The sequence below is a fragment of the Rhodococcus sp. PSBB066 genome (assembly GCF_017068255.1).
Lineage (GTDB): Bacteria > Actinomycetota > Actinomycetes > Mycobacteriales > Mycobacteriaceae > Rhodococcus > Rhodococcus aetherivorans.
This window is the reverse complement of record NZ_CP070859.1, coordinates 2,866,031-2,883,603: the sequence shown is the minus strand read 5'-3', so window position 1 is coordinate 2,883,603 and position 17,573 is coordinate 2,866,031. Positions and strand designations below refer to the sequence as shown.

Sequence of the window (17,573 nt, the reverse complement as noted above, 5' to 3'; positions counted from 1 at the left end):
GGGTGTCCTAGCTGTCGGTGGTGTCGGTGGGGGCGGGAACGGAGTGGGTGGGAACTCCGCTGCCGGGGACGACGCGGGCGAGGAGCTGGTCGACCTTGACCTGGTCGCCGGGGGCGACGAGGAGTTCGACGGTGCCGTCGACGGGCGTGGTCAGGGCGTGTTCCATCTTCATCGCCTCGACGACGACGACGGTGCTGCCGGCGGTGACGGTGGCACCGTTCTCGACGGGGACGGCGATGACGGTGCCGGGCATCGGGCTGGTCAGCTCGGCCTCGCCGGCGTGGGCGTCGGCGTCGCGGATGTTCGGTTCGCGGGCCTCGCGCACCGGCCAGGTGCCGCCGTCACCGGCGAGCCACAGCTGCCCGTCGCCCTCGGCGACGAGGAACTCCGAGCGCACCCCGTCGAGGGTGACGGCGAGGCGGCCGGCGTCGAGCCGGGCGGTGAGTGCCCGCTCGGGGCCGTCCTCGATCCGGGCGGTGGCGGCCTCCGGGGTGCCGGTGAGGTGCACGTGATCGGTGCGGGTGGGGGTCTGCAGCCGCACGGTGGTCGGCGCGGGTCCTCCGACCCGCCAGCCGGTGGGCCGGTCCCACGGGTCCACTGCCGACGTCGTGGACGTCGCGGGCCAGCGGCGCAGCCAGCGGTGCGCGGCCGCGGCGACGAGCACCGCGTCGGGGGTGTCCGGGGCGGTGTAGTCGTCGAGGCGGCGATCGAGCAGCCCGGTGTCGAGGTTGCCGGCCTGCACGTCGGGATCGGCGAGCAGGAAGCGGGCGAAGTCGATGTTGGTGACCACCCCGAGGACCGCGGTCTCGGCCAGGGCCCGGTCGAGCCGGCGCAGCGCGGCGGCGCGGTCGGGTCCGTGCGCGATCACCTTCGACAGCATCGGGTCGTAGTCGCTGCCGACGACCGTGCCCACCTCGAGCCCGGAGTCGACGCGGATGCCCGCTGCGGTGACATTTCCCGTCGCTGCGCTCGCCCCGGTGACATTTCCCGTCGCTGCGTTCGCCCCGGTGTCGGCCTGGGCGCCGGGTTCGTCGAGCCCGACGACGGTGCCGCCGGTAGGCAGGAATCCGCGGGCGGGGTCCTCGGCGTAGACGCGGGCCTCGATCGCGTGCCCGGTCAGGGTGATGTCGTCCTGTTCGAAGCCGAGCGCCTCGCCGGCGGCGACGCGCACCTGCCACTCCACCAGGTCCAGTCCGGTGACCAGTTCGGTGACGGGGTGCTCGACCTGCAGGCGGGTGTTCATCTCCATGAAGAAGAACTCGTCCGGCGCGTCCGCGGAGACGATGAACTCCACCGTGCCGGCGCCGGTGTAGTCGACGCTGCGGGCGGTGTTGCACGCGGCCTGCCCGATCCGGGCGCGGGTGGCCTCGTCGAGCAGCGGCGACGGGGCCTCCTCGATCACCTTCTGGTGGCGGCGCTGCAGGCTGCACTCACGCTCGCCGAGATGGACGACGTTGCCGTGGGTGTCGGCGAGGATCTGCACCTCGATGTGCCGTGGGCGCTGCACGAACCGTTCGAGGAACAGGGTGTCGTCACCGAACGCGGAGGCCGCCTCGCGCCGCGCGGAGGCGAGCGCCTCGGCGAGCTGACCGGATTCGGTGACCAGGCGCATGCCCTTGCCGCCGCCGCCGGCGGACGGCTTGATCAGCACCGGGTATCCGATGTCGCCGGCCGCGGCGATCAGCTCGTCGTCGGTCAGGCCGGGCCGGGAGATGCCGGGCACGACCGGGACGTCGAACGCGGCGACGGCGTTCTTGGCGGTGATCTTGTCGCCCATGACCTCGATGGCCTTGGCGGGCGGGCCGAGGAACACGATCCCGGCGTCGGCGCAGGCCTGCGCGAAGCCCGAGTTCTCGGACAGGAAGCCGTAACCGGGGTGGATCGCCTGCGCACCGGTGCGCCGGGCCGCGTCGATCACCTTGGCGATGTCGAGGTAGCTCTCGCGCGCGGCGGCGGGGCCGAGGCGCACCGCGGTGTCGGCCTCACGCACGTGCCGGGCGCCGGCGTCGGCGTCGCTGTACACGGCGACGGACCGGATGCCCATGCGGCGCAGGGTCCGGATCACCCGGACCGCGATCTCCCCGCGGTTGGCCACCAGTACGGTATGGAACATCCCGGCTCGGCCGGTGGTATCGAACATGTTCATGTGCCTCACATCCGGAAGACGCCGTAGGAGACCGGCTCGAGGGGTGCGTTCGCGCACGCCGACAGGGCCAGGCCGAGAACTTCCCGCGTGTCGGCGGGATCGATGATGCCGTCGTCCCACAGCCGCGCGGTCGAGTAGTAGGGGTTGCCCTGGTGCTCGTACTGGGCGCGGATCGGCGCCTTGAACGCCTCCTCCTGCTCGGCGGTCCACGGGGTGCCGGACGCGTCGAGCTGTTCCGAACGCACCGTCGCCAGGACGGAGGCGGCCTGCTCGCCGCCCATCACCGAGATGCGGGCGTTGGGCCACATCCACAGGAAGCGCGGCGAGTACGCCCGCCCGCACATCGAGTAGTTGCCGGCGCCGTAGGAGCCGCCGACGACGACGGTCAGCTTCGGCACCCGCGCGCACGCGACGGCGGTGACCATCTTGGCGCCGTGCTTGGCGATGCCGCCGGCCTCGTAGTCCCGGCCGACCATGAAGCCGGAGATGTTCTGCAGGAACAGCAGCGGGATCGAGCGCTTGTCGCACAGCTCGATGAAATGGGCGCCCTTCTGGGCGGATTCACCGAACAGCACGCCGTTGTTGGCGACGATGCCGACCGGGTGGCCGTGGATCCGGGCGAAGCCGGTGACCAGGGTCTTGCCGTACTCGGCCTTGAACTCGGAAAAGCTCGAGCCGGGCCCGGCGGGGTCGCCGTCGACGATGCGCTCGATGACCTCGTGCACGTCGTAGGGGGTGCGCGGGTCGGTGGGCACCACGTCGTACAGCTCGGCCGGATCCGCGGCGGGCGCGAAGGTCGGCGCCACGTCCCACGGCCGGGGGTTGCGGGGCCCGAACGTGGCGACGATGTCGCGCACCCTGTTCAGCGCGTCGCGGTCGTCCTCGGCGAGATGGTCGGTGACACCGGAGACCTTCGAGTGCAGGTCGCCGCCGCCGAGTTCCTCCGCGGTGACGACCTCGGCGGTGGCGGCCTTCACCAGCGGCGGGCCGCCGAGGAAGATGGTGCCCTGGTTGCGGACGATGACGGCCTCGTCGCTCATCGCGGGCACGTAGGCGCCGCCGGCGGTGCACGAGCCCAGCACCGCGGCGATCTGCGGGATCCCCTTGGCGCTCATGGTGGCCTGGTTGTAGAAGATGCGGCCGAAGTGCTCGCGGTCGGGGAACACCTCGTCCTGCCGCGGCAGGAACGCCCCGCCGGAGTCGACCAGGTAGAGGCAGGGCAGCTGGTTCTGCAGCGCGATCTCCTGCGCCCGCAGGTGCTTCTTGACCGTGATCGGGTAGTAGGTGCCGCCCTTGACGGTGGCGTCGTTGGCGACGATCACGCACTCGCGGCCGGACACCCGGCCGATGCCGGCGATGATGCCCGCGCCCGGGCACTCGTCGTCGTACATGCCGTTCGCGGCCAGCGGCGCGATCTCGAGAAACGCGCTGCCGGGGTCGAGCAGGGCGTCGACGCGGTCCCGGGGCAGCAGCTTGCCGCGGGCGACGTGCCGATCCCGCGCCTTCTCACTGCCGCCGAGGGCGGCGGTCGCGAGCATGTCGCGCAGCTCGGCGACCAGCTGGACGTGCTGGTCGCGGTAGGTCCGCGGAGCGGTTGTTGGGGGGGTTGTCACAGTACCGTCCTCGCCATGGGGGTGAACGCCTGAGTTAATACTCGATAACTGAAAATAAGGTTAGCTGTGATTAACTGAGTTGTCCAGACCACATCAGGAAGGAAGGGTGCGGCCGATGACCGAGCTGAAGCCGGACACCGACGAGCAGCTGCTCACCGCGCGCGGCCGGGCCAAGGCCGACCGGCGGCGGCAACTGCTGCAGGCCGCGGCACGGCTCGTCGCCGAGCGCGGCTTCAACGGCGTGCGCCTCGAGGATCTCGGCGCGGCGGTGGGCATCAGCGGTCCCGCCGTCTACCGGCACTTCCCCAACAAGGACGCGCTGCTCGTCGAGCTCCTGGTCGACATCAGCCGCCGCCTGCTGGCGGGCGGTACCGACGTGATCGACCACACCGACGAGCCCCGGCGCGCACTCGACCGGCTCGTGGACTTCCACCTCGACTTCGCGCTCGGGGAGCCGGACCTGATCCGCGTCCAGGACCGGGAGCTGCAGTCCCTCCCGGAGGACGCCCGCCGGGAGGTGCGCCAGACCCAGCGGCGGTACGTCGAGCTGTGGGTGGGCGTGCTGCGCCGGCTCGACCCCGCCCTGGGGGAGTCCGACGCTCGGACCATGGCCCACGCGGCGTTCGGGCTCATCAACTCGACGCCGCACAGCGCCGACCGGGCCTCTCCCGCGGCGACCCGGGCGGTCCTGCGGCGCATGACCCTGGCCGCGCTCGGTGCTGATCGGCCGGGCACCGCGGCCTCCGGGACCTGAACAGGCACGGAGACCCCGTCCGGATCTCCGGACGGGGTCCCGTTTCGCCGCTGTTACCGGACCCTGCTCCTCGTCATGGAGGTGTAGGCCAGCGTCAGCACCGCGGCCACGGCGATACTGATGATCCAGCGGATCCAGTCGATACCTTCGGTGTCGCCCTGGTCGCTGATCATGCCCCAGATCCAGTAGCCGAGCAGGGCACCGATGATGCCGATGACGATGGTGATGAGCCATCCCATCGCCTGCTTCCCCGGTATCACCAGGCGTGCGAGCACACCGATGACCGCGCCGAAGATGATCGTGCCGATGATTTCTCCCATCACGGGCTCCTCTCTCGGAACATCGAACCGTGGGGACGGTATGCCACAGGGTGCGCGGAATATGCGCACTTCGGGTGAATTCCGGTGAATCTTCTGCAAAAAGTTGCGCGGTCCCGGAGGTGCGCCCTGCCCGGCGGGCGAGGCGCACCCCACGATCAGGCGTCGTGGACGATGACGCCGCGGATGTTCTTGCCGTCCCGCAGGTCCTGGTAGCCCTGGTTGACCTCCTCCAGGCTGTAGCGATGGGTGACCAGCTCGTCGAGCTTCAGCTGGCCGGCATCGTAGAGCCGCAGCAGCCGCACGATGTCGTACTGCGGGTTCGCCGAGCCGAACAGCGAGCCCTTGATGGTCTTCTGGAACAGGGTCAGTTCCGTTCCGGACACGTGCACGGTCAGCTTCTCGGGATTGGCCAGGCCGGTGATGACGACGGTGCCGCCCTTGCCCACGATCGAGGTGGCCGCCGAGACGACCTCCTCGTCGACGGTGCCGACGAGGATCAGGGCGGCGTCGGCGCCCTGGCCCCAGCTCAGCTCGTTGACCTTCTCGGCCGCCTCGGCGGCGCTCGCGAAGGCGTGCGTGGCACCGAACTTCAGGGCGGTCTCGCGCTTGAACTCCACCGGGTCGACGACCACCACGTACTTGGCGCCCGCGTGCACGGCACCCTGGACGGCATTGACACCGAGGCCGCCGATGCCGTAGATCACGACGATGTCCCCGGCACGGACGTCCCCGGCGTACACCGCGGTGCCCCAACCGGACGGCACACCGCAGCCGACGAGCACGGCGGTCTCGAGCGGGAGCCAGTCGTCGACCTTGACCACCGAGTGCTGCGAGATGGTGGCGCGTTCGGCGAACGTGCCGAGCATGCACATCGCGCCGAAGTCGGTGCTGCCGGAGTGGAACCGGAACGAGCCGTCCGGCATGCAGCCCTCGAGGATGGTGGCGCCCATGTCGCACAGGTTCTGCCGGCCCGTCGAGCAGTACCGGCAGGTGCCGCAGTTCGGGATGAAGCTGCACACCACGTGGTCACCGGGCTTGACCTTGGTGACGCCGGGGCCGACCTCCTCGATGATGCCGGAACCCTCGTGGCCACCGACGATCGGGAAGCGCGGGGGCAGGTCCCCGTCGGTCAGGTGCAGGTCCGAGTGGCACAGGCCCGCCGCGGTGTACTTGATCAGCACCTCGCCTGGGCCCGGGCCGTCGAGGTCGAGTTCCATGATCTCGAACGGCTTGCCGGTCTCGAGCAGGACTGCGGCTTTGGTCTTCATCGTTGTTCTCCTTGAGGGTGGCGGGTGACGGGGGTCAGAGGGCGATGTTCACGGCCTTGGTCTGGGTGTAGAGGTCCAGCGCTCCCGCGCCGAGCTCGCGTCCCCACCCGGACTGCTTGAACCCGCCGAACGGCATCGCGGTGTCGAAGCCGTTGTACTGGTTGATCCACACCGAACCGGCCTTGAGCCGCCGCGCGGTGCGGTGCGCCTTCGACAGGTCCCGGGTCCAGATGCCGGCGGCCAGCCCGTAGATCGAGTCGTTGGCCGCGGCGGTGATGCCCTCGTCGGCGTCGAACGGCATGGCGGCGACGACGGGACCGAAGATCTCCTCGCGCACCACGCTGAAGTCGGGCTGCACGTCCACCAGCACGGTCGGTTCGACGAAGAAGCCCTTGTCGCCCCAGCGCTTTCCGCCGGTGAGGGCGCGTGCCCCGTCGGTCAGGCCCTGGCGCAGGTAGCCGGTGACCCGGTCCAGCTGCTCCTGGGAGACCAGCGGGCCGAGCTGGGTGGCCGGGTCGAGACCGGGGCCGATCTTCACCTTGCTCGCCGCCTCCGCGACGGCCTCGGTGAACTTCTCGAAGATGGGACGCTCGACGAACAACCGGGTGCCGGCGACGCAGCACTGGCCGTGGTTGAACAGCCACGCATCGAGCGATCCGGCGACGGCGGCGTCGAAATCGGCGTCGGCGAAGACGATGTTCGGGCTCTTGCCGCCGAGTTCGAGAGAGACCTTCTTCAGGTTTCCCTTGGCGGCGTCGACGACCTTCTTGCCCACCTCGGTGGACCCGGTGAAGGCGATCTTGTCGACGTCGTCGTGGGCGGCGAGCGCGGCGCCGGCGTCGCCGAAGCCGGGCACGATGTTCACCACGCCGGGCGGGAAGCCGGCCTCCTCGAAGATCTCGGCGAGCAGCAGCGCCGTGAGCGGGGTCTGCTCTGCGGGCTTGAGGATGACCGTGTTGCCGGCGGCCAGGGCCGGCGCGAGCTTGAACGCGGCCATCAGCAGCGGGAAGTTCCAGGGCACGATGAGCCCGCACACGCCCACCGGCTCGCGCAGCGTGTAGGCGTGGAACTCACCGCCGGGCACGAACGGCATCGTGACGTTGACCGTGCTGCCCTCGATCTTGGTGGCCCACCCGGCGTAGTAGCGGAAGATGTCCGCCGACCACGCCGTGTCCACGGCCGCGGCGATCACGGCGGACTTGCCGTTGTCGAGGGCCTCGAGCTGGCCGAACTCCTCGGCGCGTTCGGTGAGCAGATCACCGACCCGCCAGATCATGCGCTCGCGCTCGGCGGCCTTCATGGTCGGCCAGGGGCCCTCGTCGAACGCCTTGCGGGCGGCCCGCACGGCCCGGTCGACGTCCTCGGCGGCGCCGTGGGCGACGTCGGTGAGCTTGTCCCCGGTCGCGGGATCGTAGGTCGCGAAGACGCGGCCCGAGGCGGCGTCGACCCATTCGCCGCCGATGTAGAGCTGCCTGGTCCCGGAGAGAAACTCCCGGACCCGCGGAGCGACGGTGTGCTCGGCAACAGCTGTCATGCCCAACCTCCTGAAGTAGTGTGACACGGGTCATACTGCTTCGGGCAGGCCTGCGGGAACTGTTCAAGGATTGGACAGTGCGCACATGCGCATACGACGGTCAGCCGGCGATGCCGAGGGCGCGGATCCTGCTGTAGAGCGTGGTGCGGCTGATGCCGAGCCGCGCCGCGGCGTGCACCTTGTTGCCGCCGCTCTCGCGCAGCGCCTCGATGATGGCCTCCCGCTCGGCGCGCTCGCGCCCGCCCAGGCGTGAGACCCGGCTCGTCGCGCGGTACTCGACCGGCAGATCCTCCACCCGTACCGGCAGCGGCGACTCCCGCTCCGGGATGGCGGCCAGCACCGCCCGCAGCTCGGCGAGGTTGCCGGGCCACGAGCGTTCCGACAGCGCCGTCAGGGCACTGGGGCCCAGGCGCAGGTCCGGCCGGTCGAGTTCCCGGGCCAGCGCGGAGGCCAGGTCGCCGAGTTCCCGGATCCGTTGCCGCAGCGCGGGCACCCGGACCTGACCGGGGCAGCGCGCCAACAGTTCTCGCACCGGCGGGCGGACGTCGTCCAGGGGGTCCGCGGTGAGCACGAGGCGGGCTGCGGCCGGGTCGGAGAGCATCGACGAGAGCAGCGCCAGCACCGGATCCGGCGCCAGGTGCACGTGTTCGACGACCACGACGCCGCCGTCCGCCCCAGCGGCGACCGACAGCAGCCCGGCCGACCACTCGTGTTCGCCCTCGCCGACGATCCGGGCGGCGTCGAGGAAGGTGACGGTGTCACGTACGAGTTCCCTTGCGGCCCAGGTCCGTCCGCTCCCCGGCTCGCCGAGGATCGCCACGCCACCGGTGCGCTCGCGCAGCCGTCCGAGCCGCTGCCGCAGCCGCGTCGTCGCGTCCTGCGCGACGTCGCTGCGGGGCACGGGTTCCCGCGCGGCGGCGGCGTCGAGCAGGAACAGCGCCCCGCTGCCGATGCCCGGGATGCGGTCGATCCGCAACCGGGTGCGCCCGCCGGCGGACAACGCGAAGTCCATCGTGCGGGACTCCCCCGCCGGCAGGTCGACCGCGATCGCGCGCAGCGCCGCGTGGTCGGCGGGCACGAGCAGTTCCACGGCGGCCTTGTTGGTGAGCATGATGTCCTCACCCATGGCCGCGACCGCGACGCCGCGCTGCTGCGCGGCCCGCTGGAACGCATCGACCACCCGCCGGTCCGATTCGCGGGCCCCCTCGAGCAACCGCGCCTCGATGTCGCGGGCCGCGCGGGCGAGGAACGGCACGAACAGCGGATTGGCGATCTTGCCGGCGGCGGTGATGTCGAGGATGCCTTCGATGCGGCGGGTGACGGGATGCACGAGGGGGTGCCCGTAGCAGCTGAAGTCCTTGAGGGACTCGAGGTAGTGCTCCTCGCCGTGCACCACGAGGCTCTGCCGCACCTCGAACGGGGTGCCGAGAGCGTTGGTGCCGTAGGTGTCCTCGCTCAGGGTCGCGCCGGGGACCACGCCGATCTCCTCCATGGCGCGCTGCATGGGTGCCGCGTCGAACAGCCGGGCCACGATCCGGCAGTCCCGGTCCACGAGGAGGATGCAGCAGCCCGTGCCGGCGAGCTGCGTGCGCAGCTCGTCGAGCACCGGCCGGGCGGCGTCGAGCAGCCGCCCGGCCGCGTCCGAGGGGCCCAGCAGGGTCGGCTCGGGGAGCCGTCCCGGGTCGATCCCGCTCAACTGCGAGCGTTTCCAGGACAGCGCGATCTCCGGCCGCAGACCGTTCACCCCCGCTCGGCCTCCCCGAGCAGGGCCGTGGACAGCTCCCGCATCTCGACCTTGCGGATCTTGCCGGTGACCGTCATCGGGAACTCGTCGACGATGTGCACGTAGCGGGGGATCTTGTAGTGCGCGAGCTTGCCCGTGCAGTACTCGCGCAGCGACTGCGCGTCGAGCGGCGCCGCCCCCTCCCGCATCCGGATCCACACCATGAGCTCCTCCCCGTACTTCTCGTCGGGCACGCCGACGACCTGCGCGTCGAGAATGTCCGGGTGGGTGTAGAGGAACTCCTCGATCTCCCGCGGGTAGATGTTCTCGCCACCACGGATGACCATGTCCTTGATGCGGCCGGTGACCGAGACGTACCCGTCGGCGTCCATGACGCCGATGTCGCCGGTGTGCATCCACCGGGCCTTGTCGATGGCCTCGGCGGTCTTGTCGGGCTGGTTCCAGTAGCCGAGCATCACCGAGTAGCCGCGGGTGCACAGCTCGCCCGGTTCACCGCGCGGGACGGTCAGGCCCGTGGCCGGGTCGACGATCTTGACCTCGAGGTGCGGGCCGACGCGGCCGACGGTGGACACGCGCTGGTCGATGGTGTCGTCGCTGCGGGTCTGCAGGGACACCGGCGAGGTCTCGGTCATGCCGTAGCAGATGGAGACCTCGGTCATGCCCATCCGCTCGATGACCTGCTTCATCACCTCGACCGGGCACGGGGAGCCGGCCATGATGCCGGTCCGCAGGCTCGACAGGTCGTGGGTCTCGAAGGTGGGGTCGGCGAGTTCGGCGATGAACATCGTCGGCACCCCGTACAGGGAGGTGCAGCGCTCCTCGGCGACGGCGGCCAGGGTCTGGGCCGGGTCGAAGGCGGGTCCCGGGATGACCATCGTCGCGCCGTGGCTGGTGCAGGCCAGGTTGCCCATGACCATGCCGAAGCAGTGGTAGAAGGGCACCGGGATGCACACCTTGTCGTTCTCGGTGTAGTGGCACAGCTCGCCGACGAAGAATCCGTTGTTGAGGATGTTGTGGTGGCTGAGGGTGGCGCCCTTGGGGAATCCGGTGGTGCCGGACGTGTACTGGATGTTGATCGGATCGTCGGCCGACAGGTCACGCTGGGCGGCGTCGAGCCGGGTGCGGTCGTCGGCGAGTGCGGCGCGTCCGGACTCGGCGAGTTCGTCCCATTCGGGGTATCCGAGCAGCACCACGTGCTCGAGGTCCGGGCAGTCGCCGCGCACCTCGGAGATCATTGCGGCGTAGTCGGACGTCTTGAAACTCGGCGCGGAGATCAGCATCCGGATCCCGGCCTGGGTGAGCACGTACTGCAGTTCGTGCGAGCGGTAGGCGGGGTTGATGTTGACCAGGATCGCGCCGATCTTCGCGGTGGCGTACTGGACGAACACCCACTCCGCCCGGTTCGGCGCCCAGATGCCCACCCGGTCGCCCTTGCCGATGCCGGCGCGCAGCAGACCGAGCGCGAGGGCGTCGACCTCCGCGGCGAGTTCGGTGTAGGTCCAGCGCCGGCCGGCGGCGCGGTCGACGAGCGCGTCGCGGTCGCCGTGGCGGGCGACGGTGCGGTCGAAGTTGTCGCCGATCGTGTCCCCCAGCAGCGGGGTGTTCCACGCCCCCGAGGTGTAGCTGGGCAGTTCGGGTGTGGCGAAACCGGTCATGGGTGCTCCTGCAGTGTGCGCGGCCCGGGGCGAGCGAGGGGATCTCGTGGACTCGTCCACCATGCTCGCCGATCCGGCGCCGCAGGTGTTCGGATTCTGGACAGTTGGCGGTGCGGTGGCAGCACGAGGCGCCCTCCCCGGGGTGTCGGGGAGGGCGCCGGTGGGATCAGAGCGCTCGGTCGCGGGTCTCGACGAGAGCCTTGGTGCACACGAAGCTCAGCACGCCGAGCACGGAGAGCATGATGCCGATGGCGATGCCGCCGTAGGACGCCGCGAGGGGCGCGGCCAGCATGGGCGGAATCGCGCCACCCAGGACGCCGGCGAGGTTGTAGCCGAGTCCGGCGCCGGTGTACCGGTACCGGGTGTGGAACATCTCCGGCAGCAGCGCGCCGCACGGTCCGTAGGCGATGCCGAAGATGGCCAGGGTGACCATCATGCCGACGACGAACGCGACCGGCGAGCCGGTGTCGAGCAGCGGGAACAGCGCCAGCGCCCACACGACGGAGAAGCCGCAGGAGATCATGATGACGCGCCGGCGGCCGACCCGGTCGGAGTAAAGGGCGGAGAGCACGATCGCGGCCCCGAAGACGAACGAGGCGGCGATGCCGACGGTGAGGACGAACGGCCGGGAGAAGCCGAGGGTCTTGGTCGCGTAGCTGGTCAGGTACGCGGTGCCCATGTAGAAGAAGGCGAACATGATCGCCAGTGCGCCGGCCGAGAGGAGGATCTCCTTGGTCTGGTAGCGCAGGGCGTCGAGGAACGGCAGGGTGCGCTTCTCGGCCGGGGCGGCGGCGCGGGCCTCGCTCTCGGCCCGGAACACGGGGGTCTCCTCGATGGCGAGGCGCATGTAGAGACCGATGGCCACGAGAACGATGCTGAACAGGAACGGGATTCGCCAGCCGTAGTTGAGGAAGGCCTCGTTGGTGTCGCCGAGGGCCAGGCCGGTGAACAGGAAGGTGGCGCTCGACAGGGCGAAGGCGATGGCGGGGCCGAGCTGCGGGAACATCGCGTACAGGCCGCGTTTGCCCGGTGGCGCGTACTCGGCGGTGAGCAGCGTCGCGCCGGCCCATTCCCCGCCGACGGCGAAGCCCTGCGCGAATCGCAGCAGCACGAGGATGATCGGGGCGGCGACGCCGATCGTCTCGGCACCCGGCAGCAGCCCGATGAGCAGGGTCGAGATGCCCATCAGCAGCAGCGTGGAGACGAGGGTCTTCTTGCGGCCGATGCGGTCGCCGAAGTGCCCGAACAGCATGGCCCCGACCGGGCGGGCGATGAACGCGACGGCGAAGGTCGCGAACGAGGCGACCGTGCCGGCGGTGGCGCCGAGAGCCGGGAAGAACACCGTCGGAAAGACCAGGGCTGCGGCGGTTCCGTAGATGAAGAAGTCGTAGAACTCAATGGTGGTGCCGATGCAGCTGGCGATGGCGACGCGTCGGATGCCGGGTCCACCCGGGGCGGGGGCGGTCGGCGCGGCGGGCTTCTGTCCCGCCGGTACCACGGGGGGTTCGGCCCCCGGTGTCGACACTGTGGTCACGTCTGTCCTCCGTATTTCCGTCCGAGCCGCGGCGGCCCTGCGCCGCGCGATGGAAGGAAAGGTAGTGATCCGTCTCACTCCCCCACTACCCCCGAAAGGGGGGTGGCTGTGAGCCGGATCACGTAGTTCGCCGAACGAAGGACTTGATCGTCGCGGGGCGTCCACCCTGCACCACGCGCGGTTGTCCGCTCGGATTCCGGGACACCCGGTGGCCGAACAACTTTCACGCCGTCTACGCTCCGTTCATGGCGACGACGACCTGGGACCCGCACGCCCCGGGGATCCTGGCACTACCGTCGGGCCGGTACGTCCGGGGCCGTGGCGTCCGACGTCCCCTTCCGGCCGGACCGCTGCCCGCCCTCGGGGTGTACCTCGCGGGCCGGACGCCGCCGGCGGTCCCGTGGGACGCCCGGTGGATCCGGTGGCCCGACTTCCGCCTCCCCACCGACCCCGGCGCTGCCCGCCGGATACTGCACGAGGCGTGGCAGCGGTGCGCGACCGAACGCGTCGAGGTCGCCTGCGGCGGTGGCCGGGGGCGCACGGGCACCGCCCTGGCCTGCCTCGCGATCCTCGACGGCGTACCGCCCGGCGAGGCCGTCGCCTATGTGCGCGAACACTATTCGCACCGGGCGGTGGAGACGCCGTGGCAGCGGCGCTTCGTCGCTGCGTTCCGGTGACCGGCGGCGCCGGTCAGCGGCCGGCGGCGCCGGTGAGTTCGGCGCGCATCTCGCTCCACACGGTCGCGTACGAGTCGATGTTCGGCGCCGTCGCCCACGCCAGCGCGCCGGACTTGATCTTCCCGAGCGCCTCGGCGAACAGGTCCTGATACCGCGACAGGCGCGGAACGAACGCCGACACGTCGTCGAAGAGGTTCTGCGCCTTGCGATCCAGCTCGATCAGTTCGTCGAGGAAGTTGGCGGATTCCGGGTCGGCGAGCAGCGCGGAGAGCTCTTCGTCGAGCGGGCCGAACTGCTCGAACAGCTCCGCGAGAGAATCCTCGTCGATCGAGACGCGCTCCGCGTCGAGCTGATCGGTCAGTTCCGCGACCCCTGCGTCGGTCAGGGAGATGCCGTTGCCGGTCTCCTTCGCCTTGCCCTGCGTGACCAGCGCGTCGTACGCCGCCCGCCCGGACGCGACCGACACCCCCAGATGCGCCGCGATCATCTCGGCGGTGACGGTCTCCTTCAACCGCACCGTTTGCAGCAGAGCCAGCTCGTCGACATTGCCAGCGAACGCCATCGTGTCTTCTCCTCGTCGCCCGGTCGCGGGCGGTACGTGTCACCCGGTCGGGCGGAGTACATGATTTGGCGCTTCCGGTCGCGATGTCAACCGCCCACGCGGGTACGTCACACTCTCGCCCCTACAACTCCCCCACCGTCGCGGAATCGAGCCGGTCCGCCCGCGTCGTGTCCTTCAGGTCCACACCGGAACGCCCGAGCCGGCGCGCCCCGTCGACCAGCCCCGCGACGACACGCGCGGCCGCGGCGTACCCGAGTCCCTCCGGGGGGTGGATGTTGGACACGCAGTTCCGCTCGGCGTCGGCCCGACCGGGACGCGGCTCGTGGGTCAGGTACACCCCGAGGCTGTCGGCGACCGACAACCCGGGCCGCTCCCCGATCAGGACCAGCAGCGTGCGCACCCCCAGGGCGGCGCCGATGTGGTCGCCCAGCGCCACCCGTGCCGACGTCGCGATCACCGGCGGCGCCACGGACAGGTGCCGCGGCAGGGCCGCCACGACGGCCTCGAGCAGGGCGACGCCGTGCTCGGCCAGGGCTCGCGGCGAGAGCCCGTCGGCGAGGACCACCCCGACGTCGGCGCCGGTGCCGGGGACCGCGGACAGATCCTCGGGCAGGCGGCCCAGGTCCGGGCGGCGCAGGTACTCGCCGCGATCGCTCACCCGGCTGGTGACGACGATCGGCGCGCCGAGTCCGACGCGTTCGACGTCGGTGGCCAGCGCCGGCACGTCGAGGGGCTGGTGCACCGCGTCGCGGGCCGCGGCGTGCGCGGCCCGGAACTCGAGCACCCGAGCGGTCGGGAGGCCGTCGCCGGCCCGGCCGAGCCCGATGCGGGCCTGGGTCGCCGACCGCAGCGGTGCCCAGAAGTCACGGTCGACGGACCCGCTCACGCCGCACCTCCCGCGAGGGCGCGCAGCGGGGAGGCCGCCGCGTCCACCGGCAGGATGTGCCCGGCTCCGTCCACCATGCCGAGACCGGAGAGCCACCGCTCGAACTCGGGGGCGGCGCGCAGGCCCAGCGCGCGACGCACGTACAGCGCGTCGTGGAACGACAGGCTCTGGTAGCCGAGCATGACGTCGTCGGCTCCGGGCACCGCGATGACGAACGCGGCGCCGGCCACCCCGAGCAGGGTCAGGAGGGTGTCCATGTCGTCCTGGTCGGCCTCGGCGTGGTTGGTGTAGCAGACGTCCACGCCCATCGGCAGGCCCAGCAGCTTGCCGCAGAAGTGGTCCTCGAGGCCGGCCCGAACGATCTGCTTGCCGTCGTAGAGATATTCGGGGCCGATGAACCCGACCACCGTGTTGATCAGCAGCGGGTCGAGCGCCCGGGCGACGGCGTACGCGCGGGTCTCGAGGGTCTGCTGGTCGACGGGGCGTCCGCCCGTGCCGAGGTGCGCGCCGGCCGACAGCGCCGAGCCCTGCCCCGTCTCGAGGTACATGACGTTGTCGCCGACGGTGCCGCGCCCCAGAGCGCGACCGGCCTCGTTCGCCTCCCGCAGCAGAGCCAGGTTCACGCCGAAGCCGGCGTTCGCCCCCTCGGTGCCGGCAATGGACTGGAACACCAGGTCCACCGGGGCACCGGCCTCGATGAGGCCGAGCGTGGTCGTCACGTGGGACAGGACGCAGGACTGCACCGGGATGTCGAAGCGCAGCCGCATCTCGTCGAGCAGGTGCAGCAGGTCGGCGGTGGCCTGTGGCGAGTCCGTGGCCGGGTTGATGCCGATGACGGCGTCGCCGCAGCCCATCAGCAGCCCGTCGAGGGTCGCGGCGGCGATGCCGCGTGGATCGTCGGTGGGGTGGTTGGGCTGCAGCCGGGTGCCGAGCCGGCCGGGCAGTCCGACGGTGGTGCGGAACGCCGAGGTGACCTCGATCGCGCGGGCCACCGCGATCAGGTCCTGGTTGCGCATGAGCTTGCTGACGGCGGCGACCATCTCGGGGGTCAGGCCGGGCGACATGGCGGCGAACGCCGCGGCCGCATCGGTTTTCGTGACGGTGTCGAGAAGCAGGTCGCGCAGTCCCCCGACCGTCAGGTGCTGCACGGACCGGTAGGCGTCGCGGTCGTGATCGTCGAGGATCAGCCGGGTGACCTCGTCGGTCTCGTACGGCACCACCGGCTCGGCGAGGAACACGTCGAGCGGGATGTCGGCGAGGACCCACTGCGCGGCCGCACGCTCGGCGTCGGATTCGGCCGCGCAGCCGGCGAGTTCGTCGCCGGAGCGGCGCGGGGTGGCCTTGGCGAGCAGGTCGACGAGGCCGTCGAAGGTGTAGGTGGTGCCGGCGAGATGCTGGGTGTAGACGCTCACTTCAGCTCGGCCTCCGCCTCGGCGAGCGCGGCGAACTCCTCGTCGGGCGAGTTCGCCACCAGCCGGTGCCGGCTGTAGAGCCCGAAGTAGGCCATGAACGCGGCGAAGGCACCGAGGGTCCACAGGGCGGCGACGGGATCGACCAGGAAGGTGGCCACGACGGCGGCCGCGGCCACGACCAGCGCGAAGGAGGTGGTGACGACGCCGCCGGGGGTGCGGTAGGGCCGCGGCATGTGCGGTTCGCGCCGGCGCAGCACGATGTGGCTGACCATCATCAGCACATAGCTCACCGCGGCGCCGAAGACGGCCATGTTGAGCAGCATCGCTCCCTCGCCGGTGAGCGAGAGCGCGAACCCGATCACGCCGGGGACGATCAGCGCCAGCATGGGCGCCTTGCGCTTGTTGGTCAGCGACAGGCTCGTGGGGAGGTACCCGGCGCGGGAGAGCGCGAACGTCTGCCGCGAGTACGCGTACATGATCGAGAAGAAGCTCGCGATCAGGCCGGCGAGCCCGATGTAGTTGACCACCTTCGCTGCGCCGGTGTCGCCGAGGGCCTCGACGAGCGGGTTACCGGATGTGGACAGGGCGTCGGCGCCGAGCGCGCCGGTGGCCAGGAACAGCACGGTCGCACCGGTGACGAGCAGCACCAGCATGGACACGATGATGCCCTTGGGCACGTTCTTCTCCGGCTCGGTCGCCTCCTCGGCGGCCAGGGGCACACCCTCGACGGCGAGGAAGAACCAGATCGCGAACGGCACGGCCGCCCAGATGCCGAACAGGCCGAAGGGAAGGAACGACGACGCTCCGGCGGCGGTCTCGTCGACGGCGATGTCGGTCAGGTTCGCGGTGTCGAACAGCCCGACGGCGGAGACGGCGAACACCACGAGCCCGACGAGAGCGATCGCCGTGATCACGAACATCGCCTTGAGCGCTTCGCCGGCGCCGGTGAGGTGGATGCCGATGAACACCGCGTACACGGCGAGATAGATCCACCATCCGTCGGTGATGCCGAACAGGTTCAGCGACTCGACGTACCCGCCGATGAACGTGGCGATCGCGGCCGGGGCGATCGAGTACTCGATGAGAATTGCTGTGCCGGTGGCGAATCCACCCCACGGTCCGAGGGCGCGGCGCGCGAAGGTGTAGCCGCCGCCGGCGGCGGGCAGCGCGGAGGACAGCTCGGCCATGCCGAGCACCATCGCGAAGTACATGGCCGCGATGACCACCGAGGCGACGAGCAGACCACCGAATCCGCCCTCGGCCAGGCCGTTGTTCCAGCCGGCGTAGTCACCGGAGATCACGTAGCTGACGCCGAGGCCCGCGAGCAGCACCCAGCCCGCCGAACCCTTTCTCAGAGTGCGCTTTTCGAGATACGCACGACTCTCGGCGTGGAAGTCCGCGCCGTCGTGGTGGGCCGGGGTCTCGGCCCCGGTCCTGGGCGGGTCGGTCAACGACATGATCTCTCTTC

The 17,573-nt window shown here is 70.8% G+C and carries 14 protein-coding genes; 2 read left to right on the top strand and 12 right to left on the bottom strand.

The features are described from left to right. Positions 1-7 precede the first annotated feature (7 nt). Together JYA75_RS13415 and JYA75_RS13410 are read right to left on the bottom strand one after the other, a co-directional pair. A complete protein-coding gene (locus JYA75_RS13415) occupies positions 8-2,140 on the bottom strand; it encodes an acetyl/propionyl/methylcrotonyl-CoA carboxylase subunit alpha (RefSeq protein WP_203330184.1) in 2,133 nt (710 codons plus the stop codon). 11 nt (positions 2,141-2,151) lie between these two features. Then, positions 2,152-3,684, bottom strand: a complete 1,533-nt coding sequence (locus JYA75_RS13410) for a carboxyl transferase domain-containing protein (protein WP_239010581.1) — start codon at positions 3,682-3,684, stop codon at positions 2,152-2,154. A 190-nt stretch (positions 3,685-3,874) separates the two neighbouring features. Between JYA75_RS13410 and JYA75_RS13405 the strand changes: the two genes are divergently transcribed. Beyond that, positions 3,875-4,513 (top strand): TetR/AcrR family transcriptional regulator, encoded by a 639-nt coding sequence (locus JYA75_RS13405; RefSeq protein WP_006947096.1) that lies wholly within the window; start codon positions 3,875-3,877, stop codon positions 4,511-4,513. Between the two features lie 53 nt (positions 4,514-4,566). On the opposite strand, the gene JYA75_RS13400 is transcribed toward JYA75_RS13405, so the two are convergent. The 6 genes from JYA75_RS13400 to JYA75_RS13375 all read right to left on the bottom strand — a co-directional run bounded on the left by JYA75_RS13400 (position 4,567) and on the right by JYA75_RS13375 (position 12,532). Further along, entirely contained in the window at positions 4,567-4,833 is a 267-nt protein-coding gene (locus JYA75_RS13400) for a GlsB/YeaQ/YmgE family stress response membrane protein (RefSeq protein WP_006947094.1), read from the bottom strand. Between the two features lie 155 nt (positions 4,834-4,988). Then, positions 4,989-6,101: an NDMA-dependent alcohol dehydrogenase gene (locus tag JYA75_RS13395; RefSeq protein WP_006947092.1), complete on the bottom strand. Its 1,113-nt coding sequence runs from the start codon at positions 6,099-6,101 to the stop codon at positions 4,989-4,991. 34 nt (positions 6,102-6,135) lie between these two features. Continuing rightward, entirely contained in the window at positions 6,136-7,635 is a 1,500-nt protein-coding gene (locus JYA75_RS13390) for an aldehyde dehydrogenase family protein (RefSeq protein ID WP_006947089.1), read from the bottom strand. Between the two features lie 100 nt (positions 7,636-7,735). Next, complete coding sequence (locus JYA75_RS13385; RefSeq protein ID WP_168579866.1) at positions 7,736-9,379, bottom strand: helix-turn-helix domain-containing protein; 1,644 nt, start codon at positions 9,377-9,379, stop codon at positions 7,736-7,738. After that, positions 9,376-11,034, bottom strand: a complete 1,659-nt coding sequence (locus JYA75_RS13380; RefSeq protein WP_203330097.1) for an AMP-binding protein — start codon at positions 11,032-11,034, stop codon at positions 9,376-9,378. The genes JYA75_RS13385 and JYA75_RS13380 overlap by 4 nt, the downstream gene beginning before the upstream one ends. 166 nt (positions 11,035-11,200) lie before the next feature. Further along, on the bottom strand, positions 11,201-12,532 hold the full coding sequence (locus tag JYA75_RS13375) for an MFS transporter (RefSeq protein ID WP_043800490.1): 1,332 nt from the start codon (positions 12,530-12,532) through the stop codon (positions 11,201-11,203). Positions 12,533-12,813: 281 nt separating this feature from the next. On the opposite strand from JYA75_RS13375, the gene JYA75_RS13370 reads away from it, so the two are divergent. Beyond that, complete coding sequence (locus JYA75_RS13370) at positions 12,814-13,245, top strand: protein-tyrosine phosphatase family protein (protein ID WP_050036401.1); 432 nt, start codon at positions 12,814-12,816, stop codon at positions 13,243-13,245. Positions 13,246-13,258: 13 nt separating this feature from the next. Here JYA75_RS13370 and JYA75_RS13365 read toward each other — a convergent pair whose 3' ends face one another. The 4 genes from JYA75_RS13365 to eat all read right to left on the bottom strand — a co-directional run bounded on the left by JYA75_RS13365 (position 13,259) and on the right by eat (position 17,562). Beyond that, on the bottom strand, positions 13,259-13,807 hold the full coding sequence (locus JYA75_RS13365) for a hypothetical protein (protein WP_006930889.1): 549 nt from the start codon (positions 13,805-13,807) through the stop codon (positions 13,259-13,261). Positions 13,808-13,928: 121 nt separating this feature from the next. Beyond that, positions 13,929-14,693, bottom strand: coding sequence for an ethanolamine ammonia-lyase subunit EutC (eutC, locus tag JYA75_RS13360; protein WP_203330096.1), 765 nt, complete (start codon positions 14,691-14,693; stop codon positions 13,929-13,931). Beyond that, positions 14,690-16,105, bottom strand: a complete 1,416-nt coding sequence (locus tag JYA75_RS13355; RefSeq protein ID WP_029544950.1) for an ethanolamine ammonia-lyase subunit EutB — start codon at positions 16,103-16,105, stop codon at positions 14,690-14,692. Before JYA75_RS13355 ends, eutC begins: the two co-directional genes overlap by 4 nt. Continuing rightward, a complete protein-coding gene (gene eat / locus JYA75_RS13350; RefSeq protein WP_029544952.1) occupies positions 16,102-17,562 on the bottom strand; it encodes an ethanolamine permease in 1,461 nt (486 codons plus the stop codon). Before eat ends, JYA75_RS13355 begins: the two co-directional genes overlap by 4 nt. Between the last annotated feature and the right edge of the window lie 11 nt (positions 17,563-17,573).

Excerpts from the sequence above, each read along its gene's own strand:
- eat (WP_029544952.1), bottom strand. The coding sequence starts at position 17,562 with ATGTCGTTGACCGACCCGCCCAGGACCGGGGCCGAGACCCCGGCCCAC.
- JYA75_RS13370 (WP_050036401.1), top strand. The coding sequence starts at position 12,814 with ATGGCGACGACGACCTGGGACCCGCACGCCCCGGGGATCCTGGCACTA.
- JYA75_RS13380 (WP_203330097.1), bottom strand. The coding sequence starts at position 11,034 with ATGACCGGTTTCGCCACACCCGAACTGCCCAGCTACACCTCGGGGGCG.
- JYA75_RS13410 (WP_239010581.1), bottom strand. The coding sequence starts at position 3,684 with ATGCTCGCGACCGCCGCCCTCGGCGGCAGTGAGAAGGCGCGGGATCGG.
- JYA75_RS13405 (WP_006947096.1), top strand. The coding sequence starts at position 3,875 with ATGACCGAGCTGAAGCCGGACACCGACGAGCAGCTGCTCACCGCGCGC.
- JYA75_RS13365 (WP_006930889.1), bottom strand. The coding sequence starts at position 13,807 with ATGGCGTTCGCTGGCAATGTCGACGAGCTGGCTCTGCTGCAAACGGTG.
- JYA75_RS13395 (WP_006947092.1), bottom strand. The coding sequence starts at position 6,101 with ATGAAGACCAAAGCCGCAGTCCTGCTCGAGACCGGCAAGCCGTTCGAG.
- JYA75_RS13400 (WP_006947094.1), bottom strand. The coding sequence starts at position 4,833 with ATGGGAGAAATCATCGGCACGATCATCTTCGGCGCGGTCATCGGTGTG.
- JYA75_RS13415 (WP_203330184.1), bottom strand. The coding sequence starts at position 2,140 with ATGTTCGATACCACCGGCCGAGCCGGGATGTTCCATACCGTACTGGTG.
- JYA75_RS13390 (WP_006947089.1), bottom strand. The coding sequence starts at position 7,635 with ATGACAGCTGTTGCCGAGCACACCGTCGCTCCGCGGGTCCGGGAGTTT.